Here is a 23497-nt window from a genome sequence, read left to right as displayed (position 1 = left end):
CCGCCAGCTTAGGCTCGGTGACGATGCGCTTCGCTTGCGAAGCGTTGAGGAGGCGGGCGATCCAGCTCGAGCTCGGTGGATCAGGCGTTGTTGGTGATCCACTCGGTGGTGAACCGTTGTTCCCGGCTGACCAGATCGGCCAGATGGGTGCCGATGATGCTCTCCACCTTGCCGCCGATCAGGGGAATCCGGACGTGGATGCTGACCCGGAACGTGAGGCGGGCGCCGCCGCGACCGATGGGCGACAGCTCGGCGGTGCCCGACACGTTCACCGGGGTGTCCACGATCGAGCCCTTGATGGACGCCGTGGCGATGCCGTCGGTGACCGGACCCCACGTCTCCTCGCGTCTGAAGAAGAGATCGCCGTGGTGCAGCTGGGTGACCATCGCGGGCAGGTTGTGACTGTGCACTTCCTGCAGCGTCACCACCTCGATGGTGCCGTCGGAACCGGATTCACCGCCGACGCGGATCGATTCCAGGCGCGCATGGTCGACCGGAATGTCGGCCAGCCGGGCCCGCCAGTAGTCGGCCTCACCGAACGCCCGGTGAAGTTCTTCGACGCTGTCCTGGTAGTCCGCGGACAAGTCGAATGAGCGGGGCATAGCAGGTCAGGCTACCGTTACGGGCCATGAAAGCCAGCGACACCGGATCGGCCCTCGCCGGTGCGCGCGTCGCCGAGGCGGTGCCGCTGGCGCCGCTGACCACTTTGCGCGTCGGACCGATCGTGCGACGCCTGATTACCTGCACCAGCAGCGAGCAGATCGTCGCCGTGCTGGCCGAGCTGGACTCGGCAATCCGCGGTCCGGTCTTGGTGTTCGCCGGCGGGTCCAACCTGGTGATCGCCGACGACCTGACCGACCTGACCGCGGTGCAGTTGGCCACCCGCGGGATCACCGTCGACGGCAACTTGCTGCGCGCCGAGGCCGGCGCCGTGTGGGACGACGTGGTCGTCGCGGCGATCGAACACGGTCTGGGCGGATTGGAGTGCCTGTCCGGCATCCCGGGATCGGCCGGCGCCACCCCGGTGCAGAATGTCGGCGCCTACGGCGCGGAGGTGGCCGACACCATCACTCGGGTGCGGGTGCTCGATCGCGGCAGCGGCGAGGTGCGCTGGATCCCCGGCGGTGAGCTGGGCTTCGGCTATCGCACCAGCACGTTCAAGCGCGATCGGCAGGCTCGCGGCGTCGTGCTGGAAGTCGAGTTCGCACTGGACGATTCGGGCCGCAGTGCGCCCCTTCGCTACGGCGAGCTCGCGGCGGCCCTCAACGCGGCGAGCGGTGAGCGTGCCGATCCGCGCGCGGTCCGCGAGGCGGTGCTGGCCCTGCGGGCCGGCAAAGGCATGGTGCTCGACGCGGGCGACCACGACACCTGGAGCGTGGGTTCGTTCTTCACCAACCCGGTCGTCGCGCCGGAGGTCTACGAGTCGCTGGCCGGTCGCACCGACGGGCCGGTGCCGAACTACCCGGCACCCGACGGCGTCAAGCTGGCCGCCGGCTGGCTGGTGGAGCAGGCGGGATTCGGCAAGGGTTATCCCGACGTTCCGGCCGCGCCCTGCCGGTTGTCGACAAAGCATGCGCTTGCTCTGACCAACCGCGGCAATGCGACTTCCGCTGACGTGATAACCCTGGCTCGCACGATCCGCGACGGGGTCCGCGACGTGTTTGGCATCACATTGGAGCCCGAGCCGGTCCTGCTCGGCTGCCGCCTGTAGCTGTGGATTTGGCGGTCACGGTAAGCCCTCGCGACTCGTCGTGGCACCAGCGGTGGCGGTACTGCCGGTATCTTTTATAGTCGTGAGCCCATCCCCTGATCAGCCGCCGATCAACCGGCGACTGGCCTTGGCAGCCCTCGGGCTGGGGGTATTCGCGCCGAGCGTGCTGGCCGCCTGTAGCAGTCCCGCGGCCAAGCAAACGCAGAAGAACAAAGAGCAGTCGGCGCCGAATCTGAAATACCAGCCCTCCGATGCGGCGACCGATGTGGTTCCGATCGCGCCGGTCAGCGTAATGGTCAGCGACGGCTGGTTCCAGAAGGTGGCGCTTACAAATTCGTCCGGCAAGGTCGTCGCCGGGGCGTTCAATCAGGACCGCACCGTGTATACGACGACAGAGCCGTTGGGCTACGACGCCAGCTATAGCTGGAGCGGGTCGGTCGTGGGCCACGACGGCAAGACGGTTCCGGTCACCGGCAAATTCACCACAGTCGCGCCCAGCAAGAAGATCGACGGCGGCTTCCAGCTGGCCGACGGTCAGACCGTGGGCGTCGCCGCGCCGATCATCATCCAGTTCGACGCGCCGATCAGCGACAAGGCCGCCGTCGAGAAGGCGCTGACCGTCACCACCAACCCGCCCGTTGAGGGCAGCTGGGCCTGGCTGCCCGACGAGCAGCAGGGTGCCCGCGTCCACTACCGCCCGCGCGAGTACTACCCGGTCGGCACCACCGTCAACGTCGACGCCAAGCTCTACGGCCTGCCGTTCGGCGACGGCGCCTACGGCCAACAGGACATGTCGTTGAAGATTCAGATCGGCCGCAAGCAGGTGGTCAAGGCCGAGGTGTCGTCGCACCGGATCCAGGTCGTCACCGACGCCGGCGTGATCATGGACTTCCCGTGCAGCTACGGAGAGGCCGACAAGGCCCGCAACGTGACCCGCAACGGCATTCACGTCGTCACGGAGAAGTACGCCGACTTCTACATGTCCAATCCCGCGGCCGGCTACAGCCATGTGCACGAACGCTGGGCGGTGCGGATCTCCAACAACGGCGAGTTCATCCACGCCAACCCGATGAGCGCCGGCGCGCAGGGCAATACCAATGTCACCAACGGCTGCATCAACCTGTCGACCGAGGATGCCGCGGAGTACTACCCCACAGCGATGTACGGCGACCCGGTCGAGGTGACCGGCAGCTCGATCCAGCTGTCCTACTCCGACGGCGACATCTGGGACTGGGCCGTCGATTGGGACACCTGGGTGGCGATGTCGGCGTTGCCGCCGCCCAACGCGCACCCGCCGGCCGGTCAGATCCCCGTCACCGCGCCGGTCACCCCGTCGACCGCGCCGAGTTTGTCGGGTACCCCGACGACCACGACTTCGACGACTCCCTCCAGTTCTGGGTCGCCTAGCCCCGGCGGTTAAACCGCATCGTGTTGGCCTGGTCGCGCGGCTTGAGGACGATCAGGTCCAAGTCGACGTGGGATGGCCGCGACGCCACGAACCCGATCACCTCGGCCACGTCGCCCGCCGTCAGCGGCGTGATGCCCGCATAGACCGAATCCGCGCGCTGCCGATCGCCGTCGAAACGCACCAGCGAAAACTCGGTTTCCACTGCGCCCGGGGCGATTTCGGTGAGCCGCACCGGCTTTCCTAGCAGTTCCCCGCGCAGCGTGCGGTGCAGTGCACCCTGGGCGTGCTTGGCCGCGGTGTAGCCGGCACCGCCGTCGTACACCTCGAGCGCGGCCACCGAGGTGACGGTGACGATCAGACCGTCGCCCGAGTCGATCAGCTTGGGCAGCAGCGCGCGGGTGACCCGCAGCGTGCCAAGCACGTTGGTCTCCCACATCCAGCGCCAGTGCTCGAGATCGGAGTCGGCGACGGGCGCCAAACCGCGCGCACCCCCGGCGTTATTGACCAGCACATCGACCCGGCTCAATGTGCCGGCGAGTGCCTCGACAGCCGCGTCGTCTGTGACGTCAGCCACAATCGCGGTGCCGTCGATCTCTTTCGCGAGGGCGGTTATCCGGTCCGCGCGCCGCGCCACCGCGACGACGTGAAACCCAAGAGCGGCAAGCGCTTTGGCAGTTGCTTCGCCGATCCCGGAACTGGCACCGGTCACCACCGCTACCCGTCGATGCGCGTTATTCGAACTCACTGAGCCGATCCTAATAAACGTGCTAAATTCCTGAGGTGCACCACAGCGCCCTGTTCAACAACACTGCCGCGTGTCTTTGCGCGGCATGTGCGTGTTGTTGCCGCGCACTTTGCCGCGCCTGAACCCAAAACAGGTTGTGGCCAAGACCGGCCATTGGAACTCGGACAAAGGACGCTCGTGCGCTCGACTTCTCTCACCCACCCTCTTCATTCGCCCAGCCGTAAGGGTCATCTGCGGCTGCACCGCCAAATTGTGCCACCGTCGCTGCACATCGCAGACTCGGCCGCGGCTTCGGTATTCCGGGCGGTCCGATTACGCGGCCCGGTCGGCCGCGACGTCATCGCCGGTGTCACCTCGCTGAGCATCGCGACGGTGAACCGGCAGGTCATCGCGCTGCTCGACGCGGGACTGCTGCGAGAGCGCGCCGACTTGGCGGTCTCCGGAGCCATCGGCCGCCCTCGCGTGCCGGTGGAGCTCAACCACGAGCCGTTCGTGACGCTGGGCATCCACATCGGCGCGCGGACCACCAGCATCGTGGCCACCGACTTGTTCGGCCGCACGCTGGACACGGTGGAAACACCGACGCCGCTGAGCCCCCCGGCGGCCGCGCTGACGTCGCTGGCCGAGAGCGCGACCCGCTACCTGCGGCGCTGGCATCGCCGGCGGCCGCTGTGGGTTGGGGTGGCCATCGGTGGCACCGTCGACGGCGCCACCGGCCACGTCGACCACCCGCGGTTGGGCTGGCGGCAGGCGCCGGTCGGCCCGGTGCTGGCCGACGCCCTGAGCCTGCCGGTGTCGGTGGCTTCGCACGTCGACGCGATGGCCGGGGCCGAACTGCTGCTCGGCATGCGTCGGTTCGCGCCGACCTCGCCGACCAGCCTTTACGTCTACGCCCGCGAGACCGTCGGCTACGCGCTGGTGATCGGCGGACGGGTGCACTGCCCGTCCAGCGGTCCCGGCACCATCGCGGGCCTGCCGGCTCGCTCCGAGCTGCTCGGCGGCACCGGAGCGCTGGCGTCCACGGTCAGCGACGAGGCCGTGCTGGCCGCGGCGCGCCGGCTGCGCATCCTGCCGACGGTGCCCCCGGGGCGGGCCAACGGCTCGGCAACGGGCATCACCGATCTGCTGCGGATAGCCCGGGCCGGTAACCAGCAGGCCAAAGATCTGCTCTCGGAGCGGGCTCGGGTGCTGGGTGAAGCGGTCGCGCTGCTGCGGGACCTGCTCAATCCCGACGAATTGGTGGTCGGCGGCCAGGCCTTCACCGAGTATCCGGAAACGATGGAGGAGGTAGAGGCGGCGTTCGCCGAGCGTTCGGTGCTGACACCACGCGACATCCGCGTCACCGCCTTCGGCAACCGGGTCCAGGAGGCCGGAGCGGGCATTGTGTCGCTGGGCGGGCTGTACGCCGACCCGCTGGGTGCGATGCGCCGCGCCGGGGTGATCGGCTCGCGGATCCCGGAAATCGTCGACGAGTCTTCTGCCTGACGTGAACGGCCTGGGCCGGCGGCCAGGTCGTGCTGTAAAGATGAAGTTGTGCGGCACAACGACGTCCTCCTGCTGAACGATCCGCGCCGGGTTGCGCTGTTGGCAGTGCACACCTCACCGCTGGCCCAACCCGGTACCGGCGACGCCGGCGGGATGAACGTGTATGTGCTGCAAATCGCGTTGCATCTGGCACGGCGGGGGATCGAGGTGGAGATCTTCACCCGGGCTACCGCGTCGGTCGATCCGCCGGTGGTCGAGGTCGAACCCGGCGTGCTGGTGCGCAATGTGGTGGCGGGGCCGTTCGAGGGCCTGGACAAATACGACCTGCCCACCCAGCTGTGCGCGTTCGCGGCCGGGGTGCTGCGCGCCGAAGCGTCGCATGAACCCGGCTACTACGACATCGTGCACTCGCACTACTGGCTGTCCGGGCAGGTCGGCTGGCTGGCCCGCGACCGTTGGGCGGTACCGCTGGTGCACACCGCGCACACGCTTGCCGCGGTCAAGAACGCGGCGCTGGCCGCGGGCGACGCGCCCGAGCCGCCGCTGCGCACGGTGGGGGAGCAGCAGGTCGTCGACGAGGCGGACCGGCTGATCGTCAACACCGATGATGAAGCGCGACAATTGATTTCGATCCATAATGCCGATCCGGGGCGAATCGACGTGGTCCATCCCGGCGTCGATCTCGACGTGTTCCATCCGGGTGATCGCGGTGCTGCCCGCACAGCGTTGGGGCTCGCGCTCGACGAGCAGATCGTGGCGTTCGTTGGACGAATCCAGCCGCTGAAGGCGCCCGACATCGTGCTGCGGGCCGCGGCGAAACTGCCGGGGGTGCGCATCGTGGTGGCCGGTGGTCCGTCGGGCAGCGGCCTGGCCACCCCGGACGGACTGGTTCGCCTGGCCGACGAGCTCGGGATCACCGAGCGGGTGGCGTTCCTGCCGCCGCAGTCGCGCGAGAATTTGGCCACCCTGTTCCAGGCCGCGAATCTTGTTGCGGTGCCCAGCTATTCGGAGTCGTTCGGCTTGGTCGCCGTCGAGGCGCAGGCATGCGGCACACCGGTGGTAGCGGCCGCCGTGGGCGGCCTGCCGGTGGCGGTGCGCGACGGGGTCACCGGCTCGCTGGTGTCGGGGCACGACGTCGACGACTGGGCCCACGCGCTCGGCGAGCTGTTGCGGCTGGACAACACGGCGCTGGGCGCGGCGATGAGCCGAGCCGCCGCCGCGCACGCGGCGACGTTCTCGTGGGAAAACACCACCGACGCGCTGCTGACCAGCTATCGGCGCGCGATCGGCGACTTCACCGCCGCGCGGCAGCGGCGGGTTCGCGACCGGGTGGCGGCGCGCAAACCGCGCCGCTGGACGCCGCGCCGCGGGGTGGGCGCGTGACTCGCGCCGTCGACGATGCAGTGCGCAGCGGCGAGGTGGGGGCACCGCCCGCTTGCGGGGGAGAACGGCGCTCGTGACCGAAGCCGTGCAGCGGGTGATCGAGCGAGCGCTGGATGCCAGCGAGCTGACGTACTCGAAACACGAAGGCGCGCATGGCGGATTGCCGGGGCTCATTGTCGAGTTGCCCGGTGAGCGCAAGCTCAAGACCAACACCATCCTGAGCATCGGCGAGCACTCGGTTCGCGTCGAGGCGTTCGTGTGCCGCAAGCCCGACGAGAACCACGAGGGCGTCTACCGGTTCCTGCTCAAGCGCAACCGCCGGCTCTACGGGGTGTCCTACACACTGGACAACGTCGGCGACATCTATCTGGTGGGTCGGATGTCGCTGGCATCGGTCGACGCCGACGAAATCGACCGGGTGCTGGGGCAGGTGCTCGAAGCGGTGGATTCAGACTTTAATACGTTGCTGGAGTTGGGTTTTCGCTCGTCGATCCAGAAGGAATGGGATTGGCGGGTATCGCGTGGCGAATCGCTGAAGAATCTGGAGGCATTCGCCCACCTGATCGACGACGATGACGACGCGGATTAGTTCCGTGCGCTAGGGGGCACCCTCCGCGCGCCGGGGACGCCTTCCGCGAGCGTAACGCGGGGCCGATGATCTCGGCCCCCCAAATTTCGCAGTGGCGTTACGCTCGGCGAGCCTGAGTGAGTGCGTGAGAGACTGACCGCATGGGTGACACTGCGACGCTGGTGCTGCTGCGCCACGGCGAAAGCGAATGGAACTCGCTGAACCTGTTCACGGGATGGGTCGACGTCGGCCTCACCGAAAAGGGCCGGGCCGAAGCGGTTCGCAGCGGCGAGCTGCTGACCGAGCACAACCTGTTGCCCGACGTGCTCTACACCTCGCTGTTGCGGCGCGCGATCACCACGGCGCACCTGGCGCTGGACGCCGCCGACCGGCTGTGGATCCCGGTGCGGCGCAGCTGGCGGCTCAACGAGCGCCACTACGGGGCACTGCAGGGCCTGGACAAGGCCGAAACCAAGGCCCGCTACGGCGACGAGCAGTTCATGGCCTGGCGGCGCAGCTACGACACCCCGCCGCCGCCGATCGAGAAGGGCAGCGAATTCAGCCAGGACACCGACCCGCGCTACGCCGACATCGGCGGTGGCCCGCTCACCGAATGCCTGGCGGACGTGGTGGTGCGTTTTCTGCCGTACTTCACCGACGTGATCGTGCCGGATTTGCGCTTCGGCAAGACCGTGCTGATCGTCGCCCACGGCAACTCGCTGCGCGCCCTGGTCAAGCACCTCGACCAGATCTCCGACGACGAGATCTCCGAGCTGAACATTCCGACCGGTATTCCGCTGCGCTACGACCTCGACGCCGATTTGCGCCCGGTGGTTCCCGGCGGTACCTACCTCGATCCGGAGGCGGCGGCCGCCGGCGCAGCGGCGGTAGCCAGCCAGGGCGCCCGGTAGGATTACCGCGTGGCGCGAAATTCGCCGCTTTCAAGCGCGAAAAGCCCGTTCGCCAAATTCCGCATGAACGACAGCCGAACAGCTGTAGCGGAAGTTGTGACTTGTCCGATTTTGGCCTCGTTCCGCTAGGGCTGCGTTCACCAGATTTGTAGGATTTTGTTCGTGACTGTGTTCTCGGCGCTGTTGCTGGCCGGGGTCTTGTCCTTGCTGGCGCTGGCCGTCGGAGTGGCGGCCGGCACTCGGTTGTCCGCACGTGTGGTGCGACACCGCCAGCGCGTGGCCACCGAGTCGACCGGAATCACCGTCGCGCAGATGCTGCAACAAATCGTCACCCTGATGCCGCTGGGCGCGGCGGTCGTGGATTCGCATCGCGACGTCGTCTACCTCAACGAGCGGGCCAAGGAACTGGGCCTGGTGCGCGATCGCCAGCTCGACGACCAAGCCTGGCAGGCGGCGCAGCAGGCGCTGAGCGGCGACGTCGTCGAATTCGACCTGCAGCCCGGCAAACGCGGGGCGGCCGGGCGGTCCGGGATATCGGTGCACGGGCAGGCAACCCTGTTGAGTGAGGAGGACCGCCGGTTCGCCGTTGTCTTCGTCCACGATCAGTCCGACCACGCGCGCATGGAGGCGACCCGGCGCGACTTCGTGGCCAACGTCAGCCACGAGCTCAAGACCCCGGTCGGTGCCATGGCGCTGCTCGCGGAGGCCCTGCTGGCATCGGCGGATGATCCCGAAACCGTGCGCCGCTTTGCCGAAAAGGTCTTGATCGAGGCCAACCGGCTGGGGGACATGGTCGCCGAGCTGATCGAGCTGTCCCGGTTGCAGGGCGCCGAACGGTTGCCGAACGTGACCGCCGTCGAGGTTGATGCCGTTGTGTCCGAGGCGATTTCGCGGCACAAGGTGGCCGCCGACAATGCCAAGATCGAGGTTCGCACCGACGCACCCACCGGTCTGCGGGTACTGGGGGATCAAACGCTGCTCGTGACCGCATTGGCCAATCTGGTCTCCAATGCGATCGCCTATTCGCCGCCGGGTTCACCGGTGTCGATCAGCCGTCGCCGTCGCGGCGACAACATCGAGATCGCGGTTACCGACCGTGGGATCGGGATTGCGCTAGAAGACCAGGAGCGGGTCTTCGAGCGGTTTTTCCGGGGGGACAAGGCGCGTTCGCGAGCCACCGGCGGCAGTGGGCTGGGGCTGGCGATCGTCAAACATGTCGCGGCCAATCACGATGGCAGAATCGGCGTGTGGAGCAAGCCGGGAACGGGTTCGACGTTCACGTTGTCCATCCCGGCCTATCAGGACCCCGATAGCGACGAAGAAACCGAGCAACCCCGGGCTCGCGAAGTGCGGCCCAACAGGTCCCAACGAGAGGAAGAACTAAGTCGATGACCAGTGTGCTGATCGTGGAGGACGAGGAGTCGCTTGCCGATCCACTGGCCTTCCTGCTTCGCAAGGAAGGCTTCGAAGCCACCGTGGTGACCGATGGGTCAGCGGCGCTGTCCGAGTTCGATCGTGCCGGCGCGGACATCGTGCTGCTCGATCTGATGCTGCCGGGAATGTCGGGCACCGACGTGTGCAAGCAGCTGCGCGCTCGCTCCAGCGTGCCCGTGATCATGGTGACGGCCCGCGACAGCGAGATCGACAAGGTGGTCGGCCTGGAGCTCGGCGCCGACGACTATGTGACCAAACCCTATTCGGCGCGTGAGCTGATCGCCCGGATTCGGGCGGTGCTGCGCCGTGGCGGTGATGACGACTCCGAGATCAGCGACGGCGTGCTGGAGTCGGGCCCGGTCCGGATGGACGTCGAGCGGCACGTCGTGTCGGTCAACGGTGACGCAATTACGTTGCCGCTCAAAGAGTTTGACTTGCTCGAATACCTGATGCGCAACAGCGGACGGGTGTTGACCCGCGGGCAGTTGATCGATCGGGTCTGGGGCGCGGACTACGTGGGTGACACCAAGACGCTCGACGTCCACGTCAAGCGCCTGCGGTCGAAGATCGAAGCCGACCCGGCCAATCCGGTGCACCTGGTCACGGTTCGCGGGCTGGGCTACAAGCTGGAGGGCTAGCCCGCCGCTGAGTGCGCGTTGAGGGCGCAGATTCCGCCGATTTTCCGCCCGGGACGCGCAGTCAAAGCCCAGGATTCACAAGCGATCAGCGGGCGCGTCGTCGGTGGTGTCGAAAATGGTCGCTGCATTGTCTCTGGCGCTCAACATAATGCGCCGGCGCATGTTCTCTGTCATCGGCGGGAGCTCGTCGAGGTCGAACCACCGTGCCTCGGTGCTCTCGTCGTCGGCTGCAAACGGCTCGCCGGACAGCCATTGCATCCGGAATACGTGATCCAGATATTGGGCGTGATCGCCGTTGGCGTGTACGGTCGGCGGCGTCACGTGCACCCAAGCGAGCCTGGTTGCCCGAGCACTAACTCCAGTTTCTTCGCTCACTTCGCGTGCGGCACAATCCGCCGGATTCTCTCCAGGCTCGACGATTCCGGTCACGGCTGTCCAGGCGCCGTTATCCGACCGTTTGACCAGCAACACTTTTCGGTCGTGAATCGTGACAGCTGTAACGCCGGCCAACCAAAGCGGTGCATTGCCAACCGCGCGACGCAGCTCAACGATGAATTCGGGAACTGGCACGTAACGTTCGTAGCACACCGCCAGGGTGTCCAGCGGTGACGTGTGTGTGTTGAGGGCGCCCATCGTGTACGCGCCTGAGCGCACCCGCCATCACCGGGCGCTGACTACCTCGTCAGCCACGCCCAGCGCCAGCGCCATGATCGACAGCTGCGGGTTTACCTCTGGGCAGCTGGGCAGGATCGACGCATCGGCAACCCACACTCCGTCGATGCCGCGTAGCCGCCCCCTCGGGTCGACGGGGCAGACTTGTTCGTCGGCGCCGGCCGCCGCGGTGCCGGTGGGGTGAAAGGCGGCCAGGTGCAGGCTTTTCGGGTTGTTCCGGCGCAACGCATCACGCAAAGCGGGCAGGGACGTCACCGTCATCGCGCCGGGTAGGCCGGTGAGTACCTCGACCGCTCCGGCCGCGAACAACAGACGGCCCATCGCCTCGACCGCGGTCACCAGCTTGGCGACGTCGGCACGAGAGATGTTGTAGCGCATCACCGTTTCGCCGCGTACCGAGAAAACCGAGCCGACGCCGCGGTCGGCGACCATGGCGCCAAAGGTCGCGACCTGGGGCGCCCGGTCCAGCCAGCTGAGCAACTCCGCGCCGTACCCGGGAAAGACCATCGAGCCCATGCCTGGGGGCGTCGAGGTCGCTTCGATCAACACACCGTGTGACTCGTGAAATTCGTGGACAGCGGCGCTCTGCAGCACGCCGTGCCATGCGAGTACGTCATCGTCGAAGCGCCCGGCAAGCATCGTGGCCGGGTGTAGTGCGAGGTTTCGGCCGAGGCGCGGATGAGCACCTAATCCGCTGCGCCGCAACAGAACCGGTGTCTCGGTCGCGCCGGCGGCGACGATGACGGTGTCCGCGAGGATGTCCAGCGTCGTGCCGTCGGGCCGGCGGGCCCGCACACCTCGGGCCCGACCATGCTGGTGCAGTACCCGCTCGACGCGCGCGTGCGAGATGATCCGTGCGCCCGCCGCGCAAGCTTGCGGCAGCGCGTTGAGGTGCACGCCGAACTTCGCGTTGCGCGGGCAGCCGATCGCGCATTGGCAACACCCTTCGCAGCCCGGCGCATTGCGGGGGATCGGTGCGGCGTCCCATCCCAGCGTCGCGGCGGCGTCGAGCAGCAGGCGCCCGTTGCGGCCCATGGTCTGCAGGGGCACCGGCGCGACCCGCAGCGTGTGCTCGACGTCGTCCAGGTGGCGGGTCAGCCGGTCCGGGTCGGCCAGGTCGAGGCCGAACTCGTCGCGCCAACGTTGCTGCACGGCAAGCGGTGGTCGGTAACACGTTCCGGAGTTCACGACGGTGGCGCCTCCGACCGCCCGGCCGATGGGCAGGACGATGGACGGGCGTCCCAGTGCGACGGTGGCGCCAGCGCCGCGATACAAGCCGGAATATCGGTCGATCGGGTGAGTGGTGCGGAATTCCCCGACCGTCCAGCGGCGTCCCTCCTCGAGCACCACAGTGTCGAGGCCGGCGCGGGCCAGGGTGCGCGCCACCATGGCCCCGCCGGCACCGGAGCCGACGATCACCGCATCGGCGGTCACCATCGAGCGGCTCTCGGTCGAGGAGATGAGGTTCAACGGTGCATCGGGGCGCGCCGTGACGTGTGCTTGGGCACGTGAAAGCAGTTCCGGTGCAAAGGTATCCGCGCCATTGGCGAGCAGCACGATCGCCTTCATGGCCTCCACCGCCACTCCGGCGTCCGGGCCGAGCGTGGCGAGCCGGCGCAGCACCTGATCACGTTGGCCAGAATCAAGGCGCGAAAGCGGCCGGCCGGTGGTGAGGTAGCTCGCCGCCCCCATGCACAGCAATCCGGCCCGCACCGCCAGCCGTGTCGTCGCGGGCAGTTGCGTGAGGTAGCGCTCGACGCGGTCGACCAGTTGAGCCGACGGCGGCCCGCCGTGCTCCTCAGGCAGCAGCGCGGTGCCGAACGAGACCAACGAACCCCGAGGCCGTTCGGCCCGCTGCCTCATATCAAACGCCCGAGCCGGCGGCCCAGCTTGATGAAGAACGGGTAGGTCGCGAAGATGACGCCCGCGGCAGCGTGCATTCGGTAGCCGAGTTCCTCGGTTTCGACGCCGAAAACGCCGCTGTTCCACATGAAGTCGCGGCCGTCGCGGGCACGGAAAGGCCGCCACAGCAACCCAAGGCCGGGCACGTTGTTGTAGAGCCCGAACGACCCGCCGAAGAAGACGCCGAGGGTGGCCGCCTCGGCGACGTCGCGACGATCCGGCGGCAGTTGCCGCTCGATGAGGACTCCAGAGGCGAACAGCAAGGGCGGGTCGAGAAGAAAGCTCACGTCGGGATCCTTTCGTTGATGGCCGGCGCCTCGCTGCCGCGCAGACCGACTTCGGCGTGGCCGGTGCCCAGCACCGACCACCGGCGGTCGTCGACCTCGATGTAGATGTCGGCCTGTTCGGTGTTGGTGCACACCGCCGTGCCGCCGTCGGGATCGGTGTAGCCCAGGCTCACGCAGCGCTCCGGCGGCTGATCGACGCGGATGAGCACGCGGCGACCGCCGATGCGTCCTTCCAGCTGCCAGTGCTGCAGTCCCAACGTCGTCCGCATCCGCACCGAAGGCAAAGGGCTTGCGGGCCAATCTTTTCCGTCGATACGGAAGCGAACGAACGCCATCGGCGCAAGCCTTCGCAGGCCCGGTTTGTGTGACACCGCGGTGACGACCTCGCACACGTCGCCGTCGCCGAGGTCGGCATGGACCCAGCCCCAGCGTTTGGCGTTGCCGTGTCCGTAGATGTGTGCGACGCCGCCGCGCCACCCCTCAATACGCGCGGCGGCGTCGTTTACGATCAGCGAGCCGGTGAAGTCGGCGGTCGGCGCGAGAACGACCTGAGCGCCGGGCAGCAGTTCGCGATCCCATACGCCGCGTGGAAATGTCCACAGCGGCGCGCCGGCGGCTTTCCACGACAGCTCCCACGCCAGGGTTCCGGCCCGTCCGGACAGTTCTTCGGGTGCCGCGCGTACACCCGCCGCGTCGAACCAGGCGCCGGGCGCCGGTCGGGTCGGCTCGGGTCCGAAACGCTCGGTGTGCGGCGAGGCATCGGCCGGAAACCAGGTCACCCAGCCGTGCGCGTAGGGGGCGCGGTCGCCGGTCGGCGCGACGGTCTCGCAGTGAATCCACAGCCCGGCGCGGGTCAGCGGGTCCGACAGCGTGGCGTACCAGACCTCCAGCCGGCCCGCCTTGCCCTGCCAGCGCGGAGCCTCGGCCAGTCGCTTCTCGTCCACTGCGTCGCCTCCCCACGTTGTCGGTTCCGTCCACTATATTGGTTGAGCCAATGAATCAGTCAAATGCGCTGCAGCCGCCCGACCGTCAGCGGGTGGACGAACAGATCACCGCGTCGATCGCCGACGCCATCCTCGACGGCGCGTTTCCGCCGGGCACGGCCCTGCCGCCCGAGCGGGAGCTGGCCGAGCAGCTCGGGGTCAACCGCACGTCGCTGCGACAAGGTCTGGCCCGGCTGCAGCAGATGGGCCTGATCGAGACCCGGCACGGCAGCGGCAACGTGGTGCGGGACCCGCAGGAACTCACGCACCCCGCGGTGGTCGAGGCGCTGATAAGGCGATTGGGCCCCGAATTTTTGGTCGAACTCCTCGAGGTTCGGGCGGCGCTGGGCCCGTTGATCGGCCGCCTGGCTGCGCAACGGAGCCAGCCCGAGGATGACGACGCATTGCGCGGTGCGCTGGCCGCGGTGCGGGACGCCGGCAGCGCCGAGGAGCGCCAGGCCGCCGACCTCGCGTACTTCCAGGTGCTGATCCACGGCACCCGAAACCGTGCGTTGGGATTGCTGTATCGCTGGGTCGACCACGCCTTCGGTGGCCGCGAGCATGAGCTCACCCGGGCCTACGACGACCCGGAACCGGTGGTGACCGATCTCCGGGCGATCACCGAAGCGGTGCTGGCACGCGACGCCGCCGCGGCCGCCGCGGCCGTCGAGGCATACCTACTAGCGAGCGCGCTGCGAATGGTAGCGGCCTACCGGTCGCGGTCCGGCTGAACCGAAGTCCGGCTACTCGGCGATCCGAGTCGCCGGGTGTATGGCGATGAGCCCTAATTGGCTGCGGCGCTTGCACATTGCCGCCAATTCGGCGTAGGCCTTGGCGCCGAGCAATTCGGCGAGCTCGTCGGCCAGGCTTTCCCACACCTGCTTGGCGCCGACATGGGCGGCCGGATCGCCGGTGCAGTACCAGTGCAAGTCGGCGCCACCGGAGCCCCAGCCGCGGCGATCGTATTCGGTGATCCAGGTCTTCAGGATTTCCGTGCCGTCGGGCCGGGTCACCCATTCCTGGCTGCGCCGGATCGGCAACTGCCAGCAGACCTCGGGTTTCATCGTCAGCGGCGGCACGCCCAGCTTGAGCGCCTTGCTGTGCAGGGCGCAGCCAATCCCGCCCGCAAAACCGGGCCGGTTCAAGAAAATGCACGCACCCTTGTATTTGCGGGTGCGGTGCTGGGGCTCGCCTTCGTGCTCGTCGAGTTCGAGGTAACCTTTACGGCCCAAACCCTTTTCGCGGTATTGCCAGTCGGCATCGGTGAGTTGCTTAACCGCGTCGTCCAGGCTGGCGCGGTCGTCGTCGTCGGATAGGAACGCACCGTGCGAGCAACACCCGTCGTCCGGGCGGCCCTCGACCGTGCCGCGGCAGGCCGGCGTTCCGAACACACACGTCCAGCGCGACAGCAACCACGTGAGATCGGCGGCGATCAGGTGCTCGGGATTGTCCGGATCGAAGAACTCCACCCATTCACGGGCAAAATCCAATTCAACTTCTTGCCCGGGCTCGGGGTGCGAATTCGCCACGCTCGCAAGGTTAGACAATATTCCCGCTGTTCGCTGCGCTGACACCCGAGCCCGCCGGGGCGTGGATAGACCGATCTTGAATTGCCCCGCGATCGCGGCAACCGATATCGGATTGTTGTGCTCCTCAGCGGGGCGCAACTCAGACCACATCATCGTCCCCGCTAGTTTGTTTTCGTGCGATTAGGCGTGCTCGACGTGGGTAGCAATACGGTGCATCTGCTGGTGGTCGATGCCCACCGCGGCGGGCACCCCACCCCGATGAGTTCGACGAAGGCCACCTTGCGCCTGGCCGAGGCCACCGACAGCTCGGGCAAGATCACCAAGCGCGGCGCCGAAAAGCTGACCTCCACGATCGACGAGTTCGCGAAGATCGCCGGCAGCTCCGGTTGTGCGGAGCTGATGGCCTTTGCCACCTCCGCGGTCCGCGACGCCGAGAATTCCGACGACGTGCTGACGCGGGTGCGCAAAGAGACCGGCGTCGAGTTGCAAGTGCTGACCGGGGTCGACGAGTCGCGGCTGACCTTCCTGGCGGTGCGCCGCTGGTACGGGTGGAGCGCCGGGCGCATCATCAACCTCGACATCGGCGGCGGGTCGCTGGAGCTGTCCAGCGGTGTCGACGAGGAACCCGAGGTCGCCCTGTCGCTGCCGCTGGGCGCGGGGCGGTTGACCCGTGAGTGGCTGCCCGACGATCCGCCGGGGCGACGCCGGGTGGCGATGCTGCGCGATTGGCTGGACACCGAGCTGGCCGAGGCCAGCGAAGCGGTGCTGGATGCGGGCAGCCCCGATCTCGCGGTGGCAACGTCGAAGACGTTCCGCTCGCTGGCCCGGCTGACCGGTGCGGCGCCGTCGGCCGCCGGACCACGGGTGAAGCGCACGCTGACCGCCAACGGCCTCAGGCAACTCATATCTTTCATCTCTAGGATGACGACCGCTGACAGGGCGGAGTTGGAAGGAGTCAGCGCCGAGCGGGCGCCACAGATCGTGGCGGGCGCTTTGGTGGCGGAGGCGAGTATGCGAGCGCTGTCGATAGAAACAGTGGATATCTGCCCGTGGGCGTTACGGGAAGGTCTCATCTTGCGCAAGCTCGACAGCGAAGCGGACGGAACCGCCCTCGTCGAGACTCCCGTGCGCAATGCTGGAGGTCAGGCGGTTGATCGGAACACCAACCGATCGAGAGGCGACAAACCATGACCGGACCACACTCCGAGACCGAGAGCCCCGGCACTCGGCCGATCTCGGTAGCCGAGCTGCTGGCCAGGAACGGAACCATCGGCGCCCCGGTGGGCACCCGGCGGCGGCGGCGCCGCCGCGGCGATAGCGACACCGTCACCGTCGCCGAGCTGACCGGCGAGATTCCCGTCATCCGCGACGACGAGCACCACGAACGCGACCAGACAACACACGAGGCCAACGGCGCGGTCGATACCGCCGAACCCGAGGTCGAAGCGGCGCCCGAACCGGCCTCGGAGCACGTCGTGGCCGATCCGGTCACCGAGGACCGGTCCAAGCCCGCACCCCGGCCCGAGCCGCGCTGGCCCAAGTCGCCGCCGCAGCCGCCCCGGGTCGGCCCCGAGCGCAGCGCCTACCCGCGTCCCACGCGCCGCCCCGACGCGCCGGAAGCCGAGCAGCCGGCCGAGCCCACCGGCCAGCCCGCGGCATCGTCCGGCGCCGAGGACATGAGCCCGGATCCGCTGGAGCAATACGCGGACATGCCGGTCGACGTCATGGACTCCGACGTGCGCGAGGCCGAACCCGCGACCGAGGATTCCGCCTACGTACGCTCCTACCTGCAGACTTCGGATTCCACCCTGTTCGGCGGGCAGACTCTCGCCGACGAGGTGGCCCGACGGCGCAGCGACGAGCGCGCCGACGCGGACGCGCGGACCGTCGCCGCGGGGCCCACCGAGGACCACGTCGATGTCGAGGCGCCCCGTACCGAGCAGCCCCAGGACGCCCACCCGGCGCCGGGCAAACTCGTTGCCCTGTGGCGCGGCAGCCTGATCGTGTTGCAGTCGATCCTGGCGGTCGCCTTCGGCGCCGGGCTGTTCATCGCGTTCGACCAACTGTGGCGCTGGAACAGCCTGGTGGCCCTGGTGTTGTCGGTGCTGGTCATCCTCGGCCTGGTGGCCGGGGTGCGGGTGGTACGCAAAACCGAAGACATCGCGAGCACGCTGATCGCGGTGGCCGTCGGTGCGCTGATCACCCTGGGACCGCTGGCACTATCCATGCAGTCCACCTAGGCGCCGCCCGCAACTGTGCGCCCAGCAATCAAGGTCGGCCTTTCCACGGCCTCGGTCTACCCGTTGAGGGCCGAGGCCGCGTTCGAGTACGCGTCCAGGCTCGGCTACGACGGGGTCGAGCTGATGGTGTGGAGCGAGTCGGTCAGCCAGGACGTCGCCGCCGTCAAGAAGCTGTCGCAGCGGTACCAGGTGCCGGTGCTGTCGGTACACGCACCCTGCCTGCTGATCTCGCAGCGGGTGTGGGGTTCCAACCCGATTCCCAAGCTGGAACGTAGCGTGCGGGCCGCCGAGGAGCTCGGCGCGCAGACCGTCGTCGTGCATCCGCCGTTCCGCTGGCAGCGGCGTTACGCCGAGGGATTCAGCGAGCAGGTCATCAAGTTGGAAGCGTCCAGCGACGTGCTGGTCGCGGTGGAGAACATGTTCCCGTTTCGGGCGGATCGGTTCTTCGGGACCGACCAGTCGCGGGAACGGATGCGTCGGCGCGGCGGTGGCCCGGGACCGGCGATTTCGGCGTTCTCGCCGTCCTACGACCCGCTGGACGGCAACCACGCGCACTACACGCTGGACCTGTCGCACACCTCGACGGCCGGCACCGACGCCCTGGAGATGACCGAGCGGATGGGCGCGGGGCTGGTGCATCTGCACCTGTGCGACGGCAGCGGCCTGCCCGCCGACGAACACCTGGTGCCCGGGCGCGGCACCCAACCCACCGCGGAGGTGTGCCAGATGCTGGCCGCCGGCAATTTCGCCGGCCATGCGATCCTCGAGGTGTCGACCTCGAGCGCACGCTCAGCCAGCGAGCGCGAGGCCATGCTCGCCGAATCGCTGCAGTTCGCCCGCACGCATCTGTTGCGCTGACCGCCGACCCTCAGGAGACCATGACCGCGCTATTCACCACCGCGATGATGCTGCGGGAGGTCGATCCGGGTGTATTCGAGGGAGAACTCAACAAGCACTGGACCATCGGAACCAAGGTGCACGGTGGCGCCATGCTGGCGCTGTGTGCCAACGCCGCGCGCTACGCCTGCGCCGAAGCCGGGCACGAGCCCGTCGCGGTGTCGGCGAGCTTCCTGTGGGCGCCCGACCCGGGAACCATGCGGGCGGTGACGTCGATCCGCAAGCGCGGTCGCCGGATCAGCGTCGTCGACGTCGAACTGGTCCAGGGCGATCGCACCGCCGTGCACGCCGTCGTCAACCTCGGCGAGCCGGAGCACTTCGAGCCCGGCGGCGATACCGCACCGCTGTTGTCGGCGAACCCGGTCCTGGACCTGATGGCGCCCGAACCGCCCGACGACATCGAACCGATCGGGCCCGGCCACCCGCTGGCCGGTCTGGTGCACCTGGGTGAGGGCTGCGATGTCCGGCCCTTGCTGTCCACGATGAGGCCCAGCACCGACGGGCGGCCCCCGGTGCTGCAGATGTGGGCACGGCCGCGTGACGTCGCTCCTGACGCCCTCTTCGCGCTGATGTGCGGGGATCTGTCGGCTCCGGTGACCTTCGCCGTCGAGCGCACCGGCTGGGCGCCGACGATTCAGCTCACCGCCTTCCTGCGGGCCGTGCCCGCCGACGGCTGGTTGCGGGTGATCTGCACCTGCCTGGAGATCGGGCACGACTGGTTCGACGAGGACCACATCGTCGTCGACAGCCTGGGCCGGCTCGTCGTCCAGTCCCGCCAATTGGCGCTGGTGCCCGCGCCCCGGTAACCGGGAGAAGCCACGCCGTCTGCGATGCTTTGTCCCGTGGCAAGAATCGCGATCATCGGCGGCGGCAGCATCGGCGAGGCCCTGTTGTCGGGTCTGCTTCGGGCGGGGCGGAAGGTCAAGGACCTGGTGGTGGCCGAACGCGTGCCCGAACGCGCCAAGTACCTGGCCGACACGTACTCCGTGCTGGTCACCTCGTCGCTGGCCGACGCCGTGGGCGGCGCGACGTTCATCGTCGTCGCGGTGAAGCCCGCCGATGTCGAGTCGGTGATCGGGGAGCTGACCAAGGCCGCTTCCGCAGCCGAGGGCGACAGCGCCGAGCAGGTTTTCGTCACCGTAGCGGCGGGGATCACGCTCGCCTTCTTCGAATCCAAACTGCCGGCCGGGACACCGGTGGTCCGGGCGATGCCGAACGCGGCGGCAGTGGTGGGTGCGGGGGTGACCGCGCTGGCCAAGGGCCGTTTCGTCACCGAGCCGCAGCTCGACGAGGTGACATCGCTGTTCGACGCCGTCGGCGGCGTGCTGACGGTGCCCGAGTCCCAGATGGACGCGGTGACCGCGCTGTCGGGCTCGGGGCCCGCCTATTTCTTCCTGATGGTCGAGGCGCTGGTGGACGCCGGTGTCGTCGCGGGCCTGAGCCGGGGGGTGGCGACCGACCTGGCGGCACAGACGTTGGCCGGTTCGGCGGCCCTGCTGCTGGAGCGGCTGGATCAGGAGCAGGGGCCATCCGACGGCGAGGCGATGGGCAAGCAGGCGGACGCCACCGCGGCGCAGCTGCGGGCCATGGTGACCTCGCCCGGCGGGACGACCGCCGCTGCGCTGCGCGAACTCGAACGCGGGGGTCTTCGGACGACCGTCGACGCCGCCGTTCAGGCCGCCAAAATGCGCTCTGAACAGCTAAGAATTACATCCGAATAATTTAAAGATTTCAAAATGATTGTCCCCCACCAGTACCAGTAACCCCACTAGTCCCGCTATTCTCCTTTCTGTATGCCCGTGTGGGTGCCAGCGGAGGGGAAGCCTCTGGCATTGCGCGGGCCTGACACGATTGGGTTGCGATGACGTCTACCAACGGGCCATCGGCGCGAGATTCCGCAGGTAAGCCGCGGGACACAGCTTCGACCGATAGCCAGGCCAGGACACAATTTCTCACCGTCGCCGAGGTGGCGGCCCTGATGCGGGTCTCCAAGATGACGGTTTACCGCTTGGTTCACAACGGTGAGCTGCCGGCGGTGCGGGTTGGCCGGTCCTTCCGGGTGCACGCCAAGGCCGTGCACGACATGTTGGAGACGTCCTACTTCGACGCCGGCTGAGCCACCCGCCGCCGCGAGATGCCGGCGAGACGGATCGGAACCGACGCGTGGGACGCGACCATCTCAGCGGTCGCGACTGGCAGTTTGGTGTTCGGTGCTGCCCGCCGGGTAAAGTGACCCCGAAGTTTTCAAGTCCTTCAGCAGCCCTTAAGAAGCGGTCACAGGTCAGATAGCGGAGTTCATGGGTTCAGTAATCAAGAAGCGGCGCAAGCGTATGTCGAAGAAGAAGCACCGCAAGCTGCTGCGCCGCACGCGGGTGCAGCGCAGAAAACTTGGCAAGTAAGCCCGTCTCGCCGCACTGCCGAACCTCGCCGACCGACCGTCGCGCGGCCATAGCGCCGTAGCGCTTCTCGGCCGTTAGGCTGTTCGGGTGGATTCGTCGAGCGGGGGCGGCGCCGGGATCGGCGACAACGCGGATAACACGATGCACTACCCCAAGGTGGTGCTGGTTACCGGTGCGTGCCGATTCCTTGGCGGCTACCTGATCGCCCGGCTGGCGCAGAACCCGCTGATTCAGGGTGTCATCGCGGTTGACGCGATCGCCCCCAGCAAGGACATGCTGCGCCGGATGGGGCGGGCCGAGTTCGTCCGCGCCGACATCCGTAATCCCTTCATAGCCAAGGTGATTCGCAACGGTGACGTCGACACGGTGGTGCATGCTGCTGCGGCGTCGTACGCGCCGCGCTCCGGCGGCACGGCGGCGCTCAAGGAACTCAACGTGATGGGCGCGATGCAACTCTTCGCGGCCTGCCAGAAGGCGCCGTCGGTGCGACGCGTCGTGCTGAAGTCGACCTCCGAGGTGTACGGGTCGAGCCCCCACGACCCGGTGATGTTCACCGAAGACAGCAGCAGCCGTCGTCCGCTGCGCGGTGGTTTCGCCAAGGACTCCCTCGATATCGAAGGCTACGTGCGCGGATTGGGCCGGCGTCGTCCCGACATCGCGGTGACAATTCTGAGGCTGGCCAACATGATTGGCCCCGCGATGGACACCACGCTGTCGCGGTATCTGGCGGGGCCGGTGGTCCCGACGATGTTCGGCCGCGACGCGCGATTGCAGTTGCTACACGAGCAGGACGCGTTGGGTGCGCTGGAGCGGGCCGCGATGGCGGGCAAGGCCGGCACCTTCAACATCGGCGCGGACGGCATCATCATGCTGTCGCAGGCGATCCGCCGTGCAGGCCGGATTCCGTTGCCGGTGCCCGGTTTCGGTGTGTGGGCGCTCGATTCGCTGAGACGGGCTAATCGCTATACCGAGATAAATCGTGAACAATTCAATTACTTAAGTTACGGCCGAGTCATGGACACCGCGAGGATGCGCTCCGAACTCGGCTACCAGCCGAAATGGTCGACCGCGGAGGCTTTTGACGACTACGTTCGTGGTCGTGGCCTGACTCCCATAATCGACCCGCATCGGGTACGCTCCATGGAGGGTCGCGCCATAGGCTTAGCGCAGCGGTGGGGAAGCCGAAATCCAATTCCATGGGGTGGGGTCAGGTAGATATCGTGGCGGGTGAAACCAGAGCGAATGTCATTCCCCTGCATAGCAATCGGGGTCGCGTCGCAGCTCGCCGGAGAGCCGAAGCTTCACGTCAGCATCCTTCATCGCTATCCGACCCGCATGGCAACGCGTCGGCCGAACAGCTCGCCGCGGTGGTCCGCGAAATCGACGAGCACCGTCGCGTCGCGGGTGGCACGTCGCCAACGGACGCTCCGCTCAACGAATTTGCTCAACAGGTCGCCTCGGTCGCCGGATTTTTCCGGCAGCGGCTGACGGGCGACTACACCGTCGACGAGTTCGGATTCGACCCGCACTTCAACAATGCGATCGTGCGGCCTTTGCTGCGATTCTTTTTCAGGTCCTGGTTCCGGGTCGAGGTCAGCGGAATCGAGAACCTGCCGGCCGAGGGCGCCGCGCTGTTGGTGGCCAACCACGCCGGGGTGTTGCCGTTCGACGGACTGATGTTGTCGGTGGCGGTGCACGACGAGCATCCCGCGCAGCGAGACATGAGGCTGCTGGCCGCCGACATGGTGTTCGACATGCCCCTGATCGGCGAGACGGCCCGCAAGGCGGGCCACACGATGGCCTGCACCACCGACGCTCATCGGCTGCTGGCCGCGGGCGAGCTCACCGCGGTGTTCCCGGAGGGCTACAAGGGTCTGGGTAAGCGTTTCGAGGACCGCTACCGGCTGCAGCGATTCGGTCGCGGCGGCTTCGTGACGGCGGCGCTGCGCACCAAGGCGCCGATCATCCCGTGCTCGATCATCGGATCCGAAGAGATCTATCCGATGCTCACCGACGTGAAGCTGCTGGCGCGGCTCTTCGGCCTGCCCTACTTCCCGCTCACCCCGCTGTTCCCGTTGGCCGGGCCGGCCGGCCTGGTGCCGCTGCCGTCGAAGTGGCGCATCGCGTTCGGTGAACCGATCTACACCAACGACTACACCGCTGCCGACGCCGAGGATCCGATGGTCACCTTCGAGTTGACCGATCAGGTGCGCGAGACGATCCAGCAGACGCTGTACCGGCTGCTGGCCGGGCGGCGCAACGTCTTCTTGGGCTGAGGTTTTTCGCGACTTGCCCGCCGTAAGCT

General features: G+C 67.7%; 25 protein-coding genes. 18 read left to right on the top strand and 7 right to left on the bottom strand.

Annotated features, from left to right (window positions below):
• Positions 1–80 precede the first annotated feature (80 nt).
• Entirely contained in the window at positions 81–602 is a 522-nt protein-coding gene (locus G6N54_RS15090) for a DUF2505 domain-containing protein (protein WP_163790827.1), read from the bottom strand.
• Positions 603–628: 26 nt separating this feature from the next.
• Between G6N54_RS15090 and G6N54_RS15085 the strand changes: the two genes are divergently transcribed.
• Both G6N54_RS15085 and G6N54_RS15080 read left to right on the top strand, forming a co-directional pair.
• Positions 629–1711 (top strand): UDP-N-acetylmuramate dehydrogenase, encoded by a 1083-nt coding sequence (locus G6N54_RS15085; protein WP_163790826.1) that lies wholly within the window; start codon positions 629–631, stop codon positions 1709–1711.
• 82 nt (positions 1712–1793) lie between these two features.
• The gene (locus tag G6N54_RS15080) at positions 1794–3131 is read left to right on the top strand and encodes a L,D-transpeptidase (protein WP_163790825.1); all 1338 of its coding nucleotides are present in this window, start codon (positions 1794–1796) and stop codon (positions 3129–3131) included.
• On the opposite strand, the gene G6N54_RS15075 is transcribed toward G6N54_RS15080, so the two are convergent.
• Complete coding sequence (locus tag G6N54_RS15075) at positions 3115–3864, bottom strand: SDR family oxidoreductase (RefSeq protein ID WP_163790824.1); 750 nt, start codon at positions 3862–3864, stop codon at positions 3115–3117. The two genes, G6N54_RS15080 and G6N54_RS15075, sit on opposite strands and share 17 nt — an antisense overlap.
• 177 nt (positions 3865–4041) lie before the next feature.
• On the opposite strand from G6N54_RS15075, the gene G6N54_RS15070 reads away from it, so the two are divergent.
• The 6 genes from G6N54_RS15070 (at position 4042) to regX (ending at position 10283) form a co-directional block, all read left to right on the top strand.
• Positions 4042–5349, top strand: coding sequence for an ROK family transcriptional regulator (locus tag G6N54_RS15070; RefSeq protein ID WP_163790823.1), 1308 nt, complete (start codon positions 4042–4044; stop codon positions 5347–5349).
• Between the two features lie 48 nt (positions 5350–5397).
• Positions 5398–6732 carry a D-inositol-3-phosphate glycosyltransferase gene (gene mshA / locus G6N54_RS15065; protein WP_163790822.1) on the top strand — a complete coding sequence of 445 codons (1335 nt, stop codon included), beginning with the start codon at positions 5398–5400 and terminating at the stop codon, positions 6730–6732.
• 73 nt (positions 6733–6805) lie between these two features.
• Positions 6806–7321: a type III secretion system chaperone family protein gene (locus G6N54_RS15060; protein WP_163790821.1), complete on the top strand. Its 516-nt coding sequence runs from the start codon at positions 6806–6808 to the stop codon at positions 7319–7321.
• Between the two features lie 140 nt (positions 7322–7461).
• Positions 7462–8211 carry a phosphoglyceromutase gene (locus G6N54_RS15055; protein WP_163790820.1) on the top strand — a complete coding sequence of 250 codons (750 nt, stop codon included), beginning with the start codon at positions 7462–7464 and terminating at the stop codon, positions 8209–8211.
• A 162-nt stretch (positions 8212–8373) separates the two neighbouring features.
• Positions 8374–9603: a sensor histidine kinase gene (locus G6N54_RS15050; protein ID WP_163790819.1), complete on the top strand. Its 1230-nt coding sequence runs from the start codon at positions 8374–8376 to the stop codon at positions 9601–9603.
• On the top strand, positions 9600–10283 hold the full coding sequence (regX, locus tag G6N54_RS15045; RefSeq protein ID WP_085222780.1) for a two-component sensory transduction protein RegX: 684 nt from the start codon (positions 9600–9602) through the stop codon (positions 10281–10283). Before G6N54_RS15050 ends, regX begins: the two co-directional genes overlap by 4 nt.
• A 75-nt stretch (positions 10284–10358) precedes the next feature.
• Here regX and G6N54_RS15040 read toward each other — a convergent pair whose 3' ends face one another.
• The 4 genes from G6N54_RS15040 to G6N54_RS15025 form a co-directional block, all read right to left on the bottom strand.
• Positions 10359–10853 carry an NUDIX hydrolase gene (locus G6N54_RS15040; RefSeq protein WP_179969239.1) on the bottom strand — a complete coding sequence of 165 codons (495 nt, stop codon included), beginning with the start codon at positions 10851–10853 and terminating at the stop codon, positions 10359–10361.
• A 90-nt stretch (positions 10854–10943) separates the two neighbouring features.
• A complete protein-coding gene (locus G6N54_RS15035) occupies positions 10944–12818 on the bottom strand; it encodes a GMC family oxidoreductase (RefSeq protein ID WP_163790817.1) in 1875 nt (624 codons plus the stop codon).
• A complete protein-coding gene (locus tag G6N54_RS15030; protein ID WP_163790816.1) occupies positions 12815–13144 on the bottom strand; it encodes a hypothetical protein in 330 nt (109 codons plus the stop codon). The genes G6N54_RS15035 and G6N54_RS15030 overlap by 4 nt, the downstream gene beginning before the upstream one ends.
• Positions 13141–14088, bottom strand: a complete 948-nt coding sequence (locus G6N54_RS15025) for a hypothetical protein (protein WP_163790815.1) — start codon at positions 14086–14088, stop codon at positions 13141–13143. The genes G6N54_RS15030 and G6N54_RS15025 overlap by 4 nt, the downstream gene beginning before the upstream one ends.
• Positions 14089–14138: 50 nt before the next feature.
• Here G6N54_RS15025 and G6N54_RS15020 point away from each other — a divergent pair, with 50 nt between their 5' ends.
• Positions 14139–14858 (top strand): FadR/GntR family transcriptional regulator, encoded by a 720-nt coding sequence (locus G6N54_RS15020; protein ID WP_179969066.1) that lies wholly within the window; start codon positions 14139–14141, stop codon positions 14856–14858.
• A gap of 12 nt (positions 14859–14870) precedes the next feature.
• Here G6N54_RS15020 and G6N54_RS15015 read toward each other — a convergent pair whose 3' ends face one another.
• A complete protein-coding gene (locus tag G6N54_RS15015; RefSeq protein ID WP_232072841.1) occupies positions 14871–15656 on the bottom strand; it encodes a hypothetical protein in 786 nt (261 codons plus the stop codon).
• A gap of 174 nt (positions 15657–15830) precedes the next feature.
• Here G6N54_RS15015 and G6N54_RS15010 point away from each other — a divergent pair, with 174 nt between their 5' ends.
• The 9 genes from G6N54_RS15010 to G6N54_RS14970 all read left to right on the top strand — a co-directional run bounded on the left by G6N54_RS15010 (position 15831) and on the right by G6N54_RS14970 (position 23468).
• The gene (locus G6N54_RS15010; RefSeq protein ID WP_179969065.1) at positions 15831–16847 is read left to right on the top strand and encodes a Ppx/GppA phosphatase family protein; all 1017 of its coding nucleotides are present in this window, start codon (positions 15831–15833) and stop codon (positions 16845–16847) included.
• Positions 16844–17896, top strand: a complete 1053-nt coding sequence (locus tag G6N54_RS15005; RefSeq protein ID WP_163790812.1) for a hypothetical protein — start codon at positions 16844–16846, stop codon at positions 17894–17896. Before G6N54_RS15010 ends, G6N54_RS15005 begins: the two co-directional genes overlap by 4 nt.
• 15 nt (positions 17897–17911) lie before the next feature.
• Positions 17912–18754 carry a sugar phosphate isomerase/epimerase family protein gene (locus G6N54_RS15000; RefSeq protein WP_163790811.1) on the top strand — a complete coding sequence of 281 codons (843 nt, stop codon included), beginning with the start codon at positions 17912–17914 and terminating at the stop codon, positions 18752–18754.
• A 20-nt stretch (positions 18755–18774) separates the two neighbouring features.
• Entirely contained in the window at positions 18775–19599 is an 825-nt protein-coding gene (locus G6N54_RS14995; protein WP_163790810.1) for a thioesterase family protein, read from the top strand.
• A gap of 36 nt (positions 19600–19635) precedes the next feature.
• On the top strand, positions 19636–20514 hold the full coding sequence (gene proC, locus G6N54_RS14990; RefSeq protein WP_179969064.1) for a pyrroline-5-carboxylate reductase: 879 nt from the start codon (positions 19636–19638) through the stop codon (positions 20512–20514).
• Between the two features lie 140 nt (positions 20515–20654).
• Entirely contained in the window at positions 20655–20909 is a 255-nt protein-coding gene (locus G6N54_RS14985; protein WP_163790808.1) for a cell division/environmental response transcriptional regulator, read from the top strand.
• Positions 20910–21090: 181 nt separating this feature from the next.
• Positions 21091–21192 carry a 30S ribosomal protein bS22 gene (locus tag G6N54_RS14980; RefSeq protein WP_003402602.1) on the top strand — a complete coding sequence of 34 codons (102 nt, stop codon included), beginning with the start codon at positions 21091–21093 and terminating at the stop codon, positions 21190–21192.
• A gap of 87 nt (positions 21193–21279) precedes the next feature.
• Positions 21280–22407 (top strand): SDR family oxidoreductase, encoded by a 1128-nt coding sequence (locus G6N54_RS14975; RefSeq protein WP_372513209.1) that lies wholly within the window; start codon positions 21280–21282, stop codon positions 22405–22407.
• Positions 22389–23468 (top strand): lysophospholipid acyltransferase family protein, encoded by a 1080-nt coding sequence (locus G6N54_RS14970; protein ID WP_163790807.1) that lies wholly within the window; start codon positions 22389–22391, stop codon positions 23466–23468. The genes G6N54_RS14975 and G6N54_RS14970 overlap by 19 nt, the downstream gene beginning before the upstream one ends.
• Positions 23469–23497: the final 29 nt, after the last annotated feature.

Origin of the sequence: Mycobacterium stomatepiae (genome assembly GCF_010731715.1) — a bacterium.
Lineage (GTDB): Bacteria > Actinomycetota > Actinomycetes > Mycobacteriales > Mycobacteriaceae > Mycobacterium > Mycobacterium stomatepiae.
Note: the sequence above shows the minus strand (reverse complement) of the source record. Positions and strands in the feature narration are given on the sequence as shown.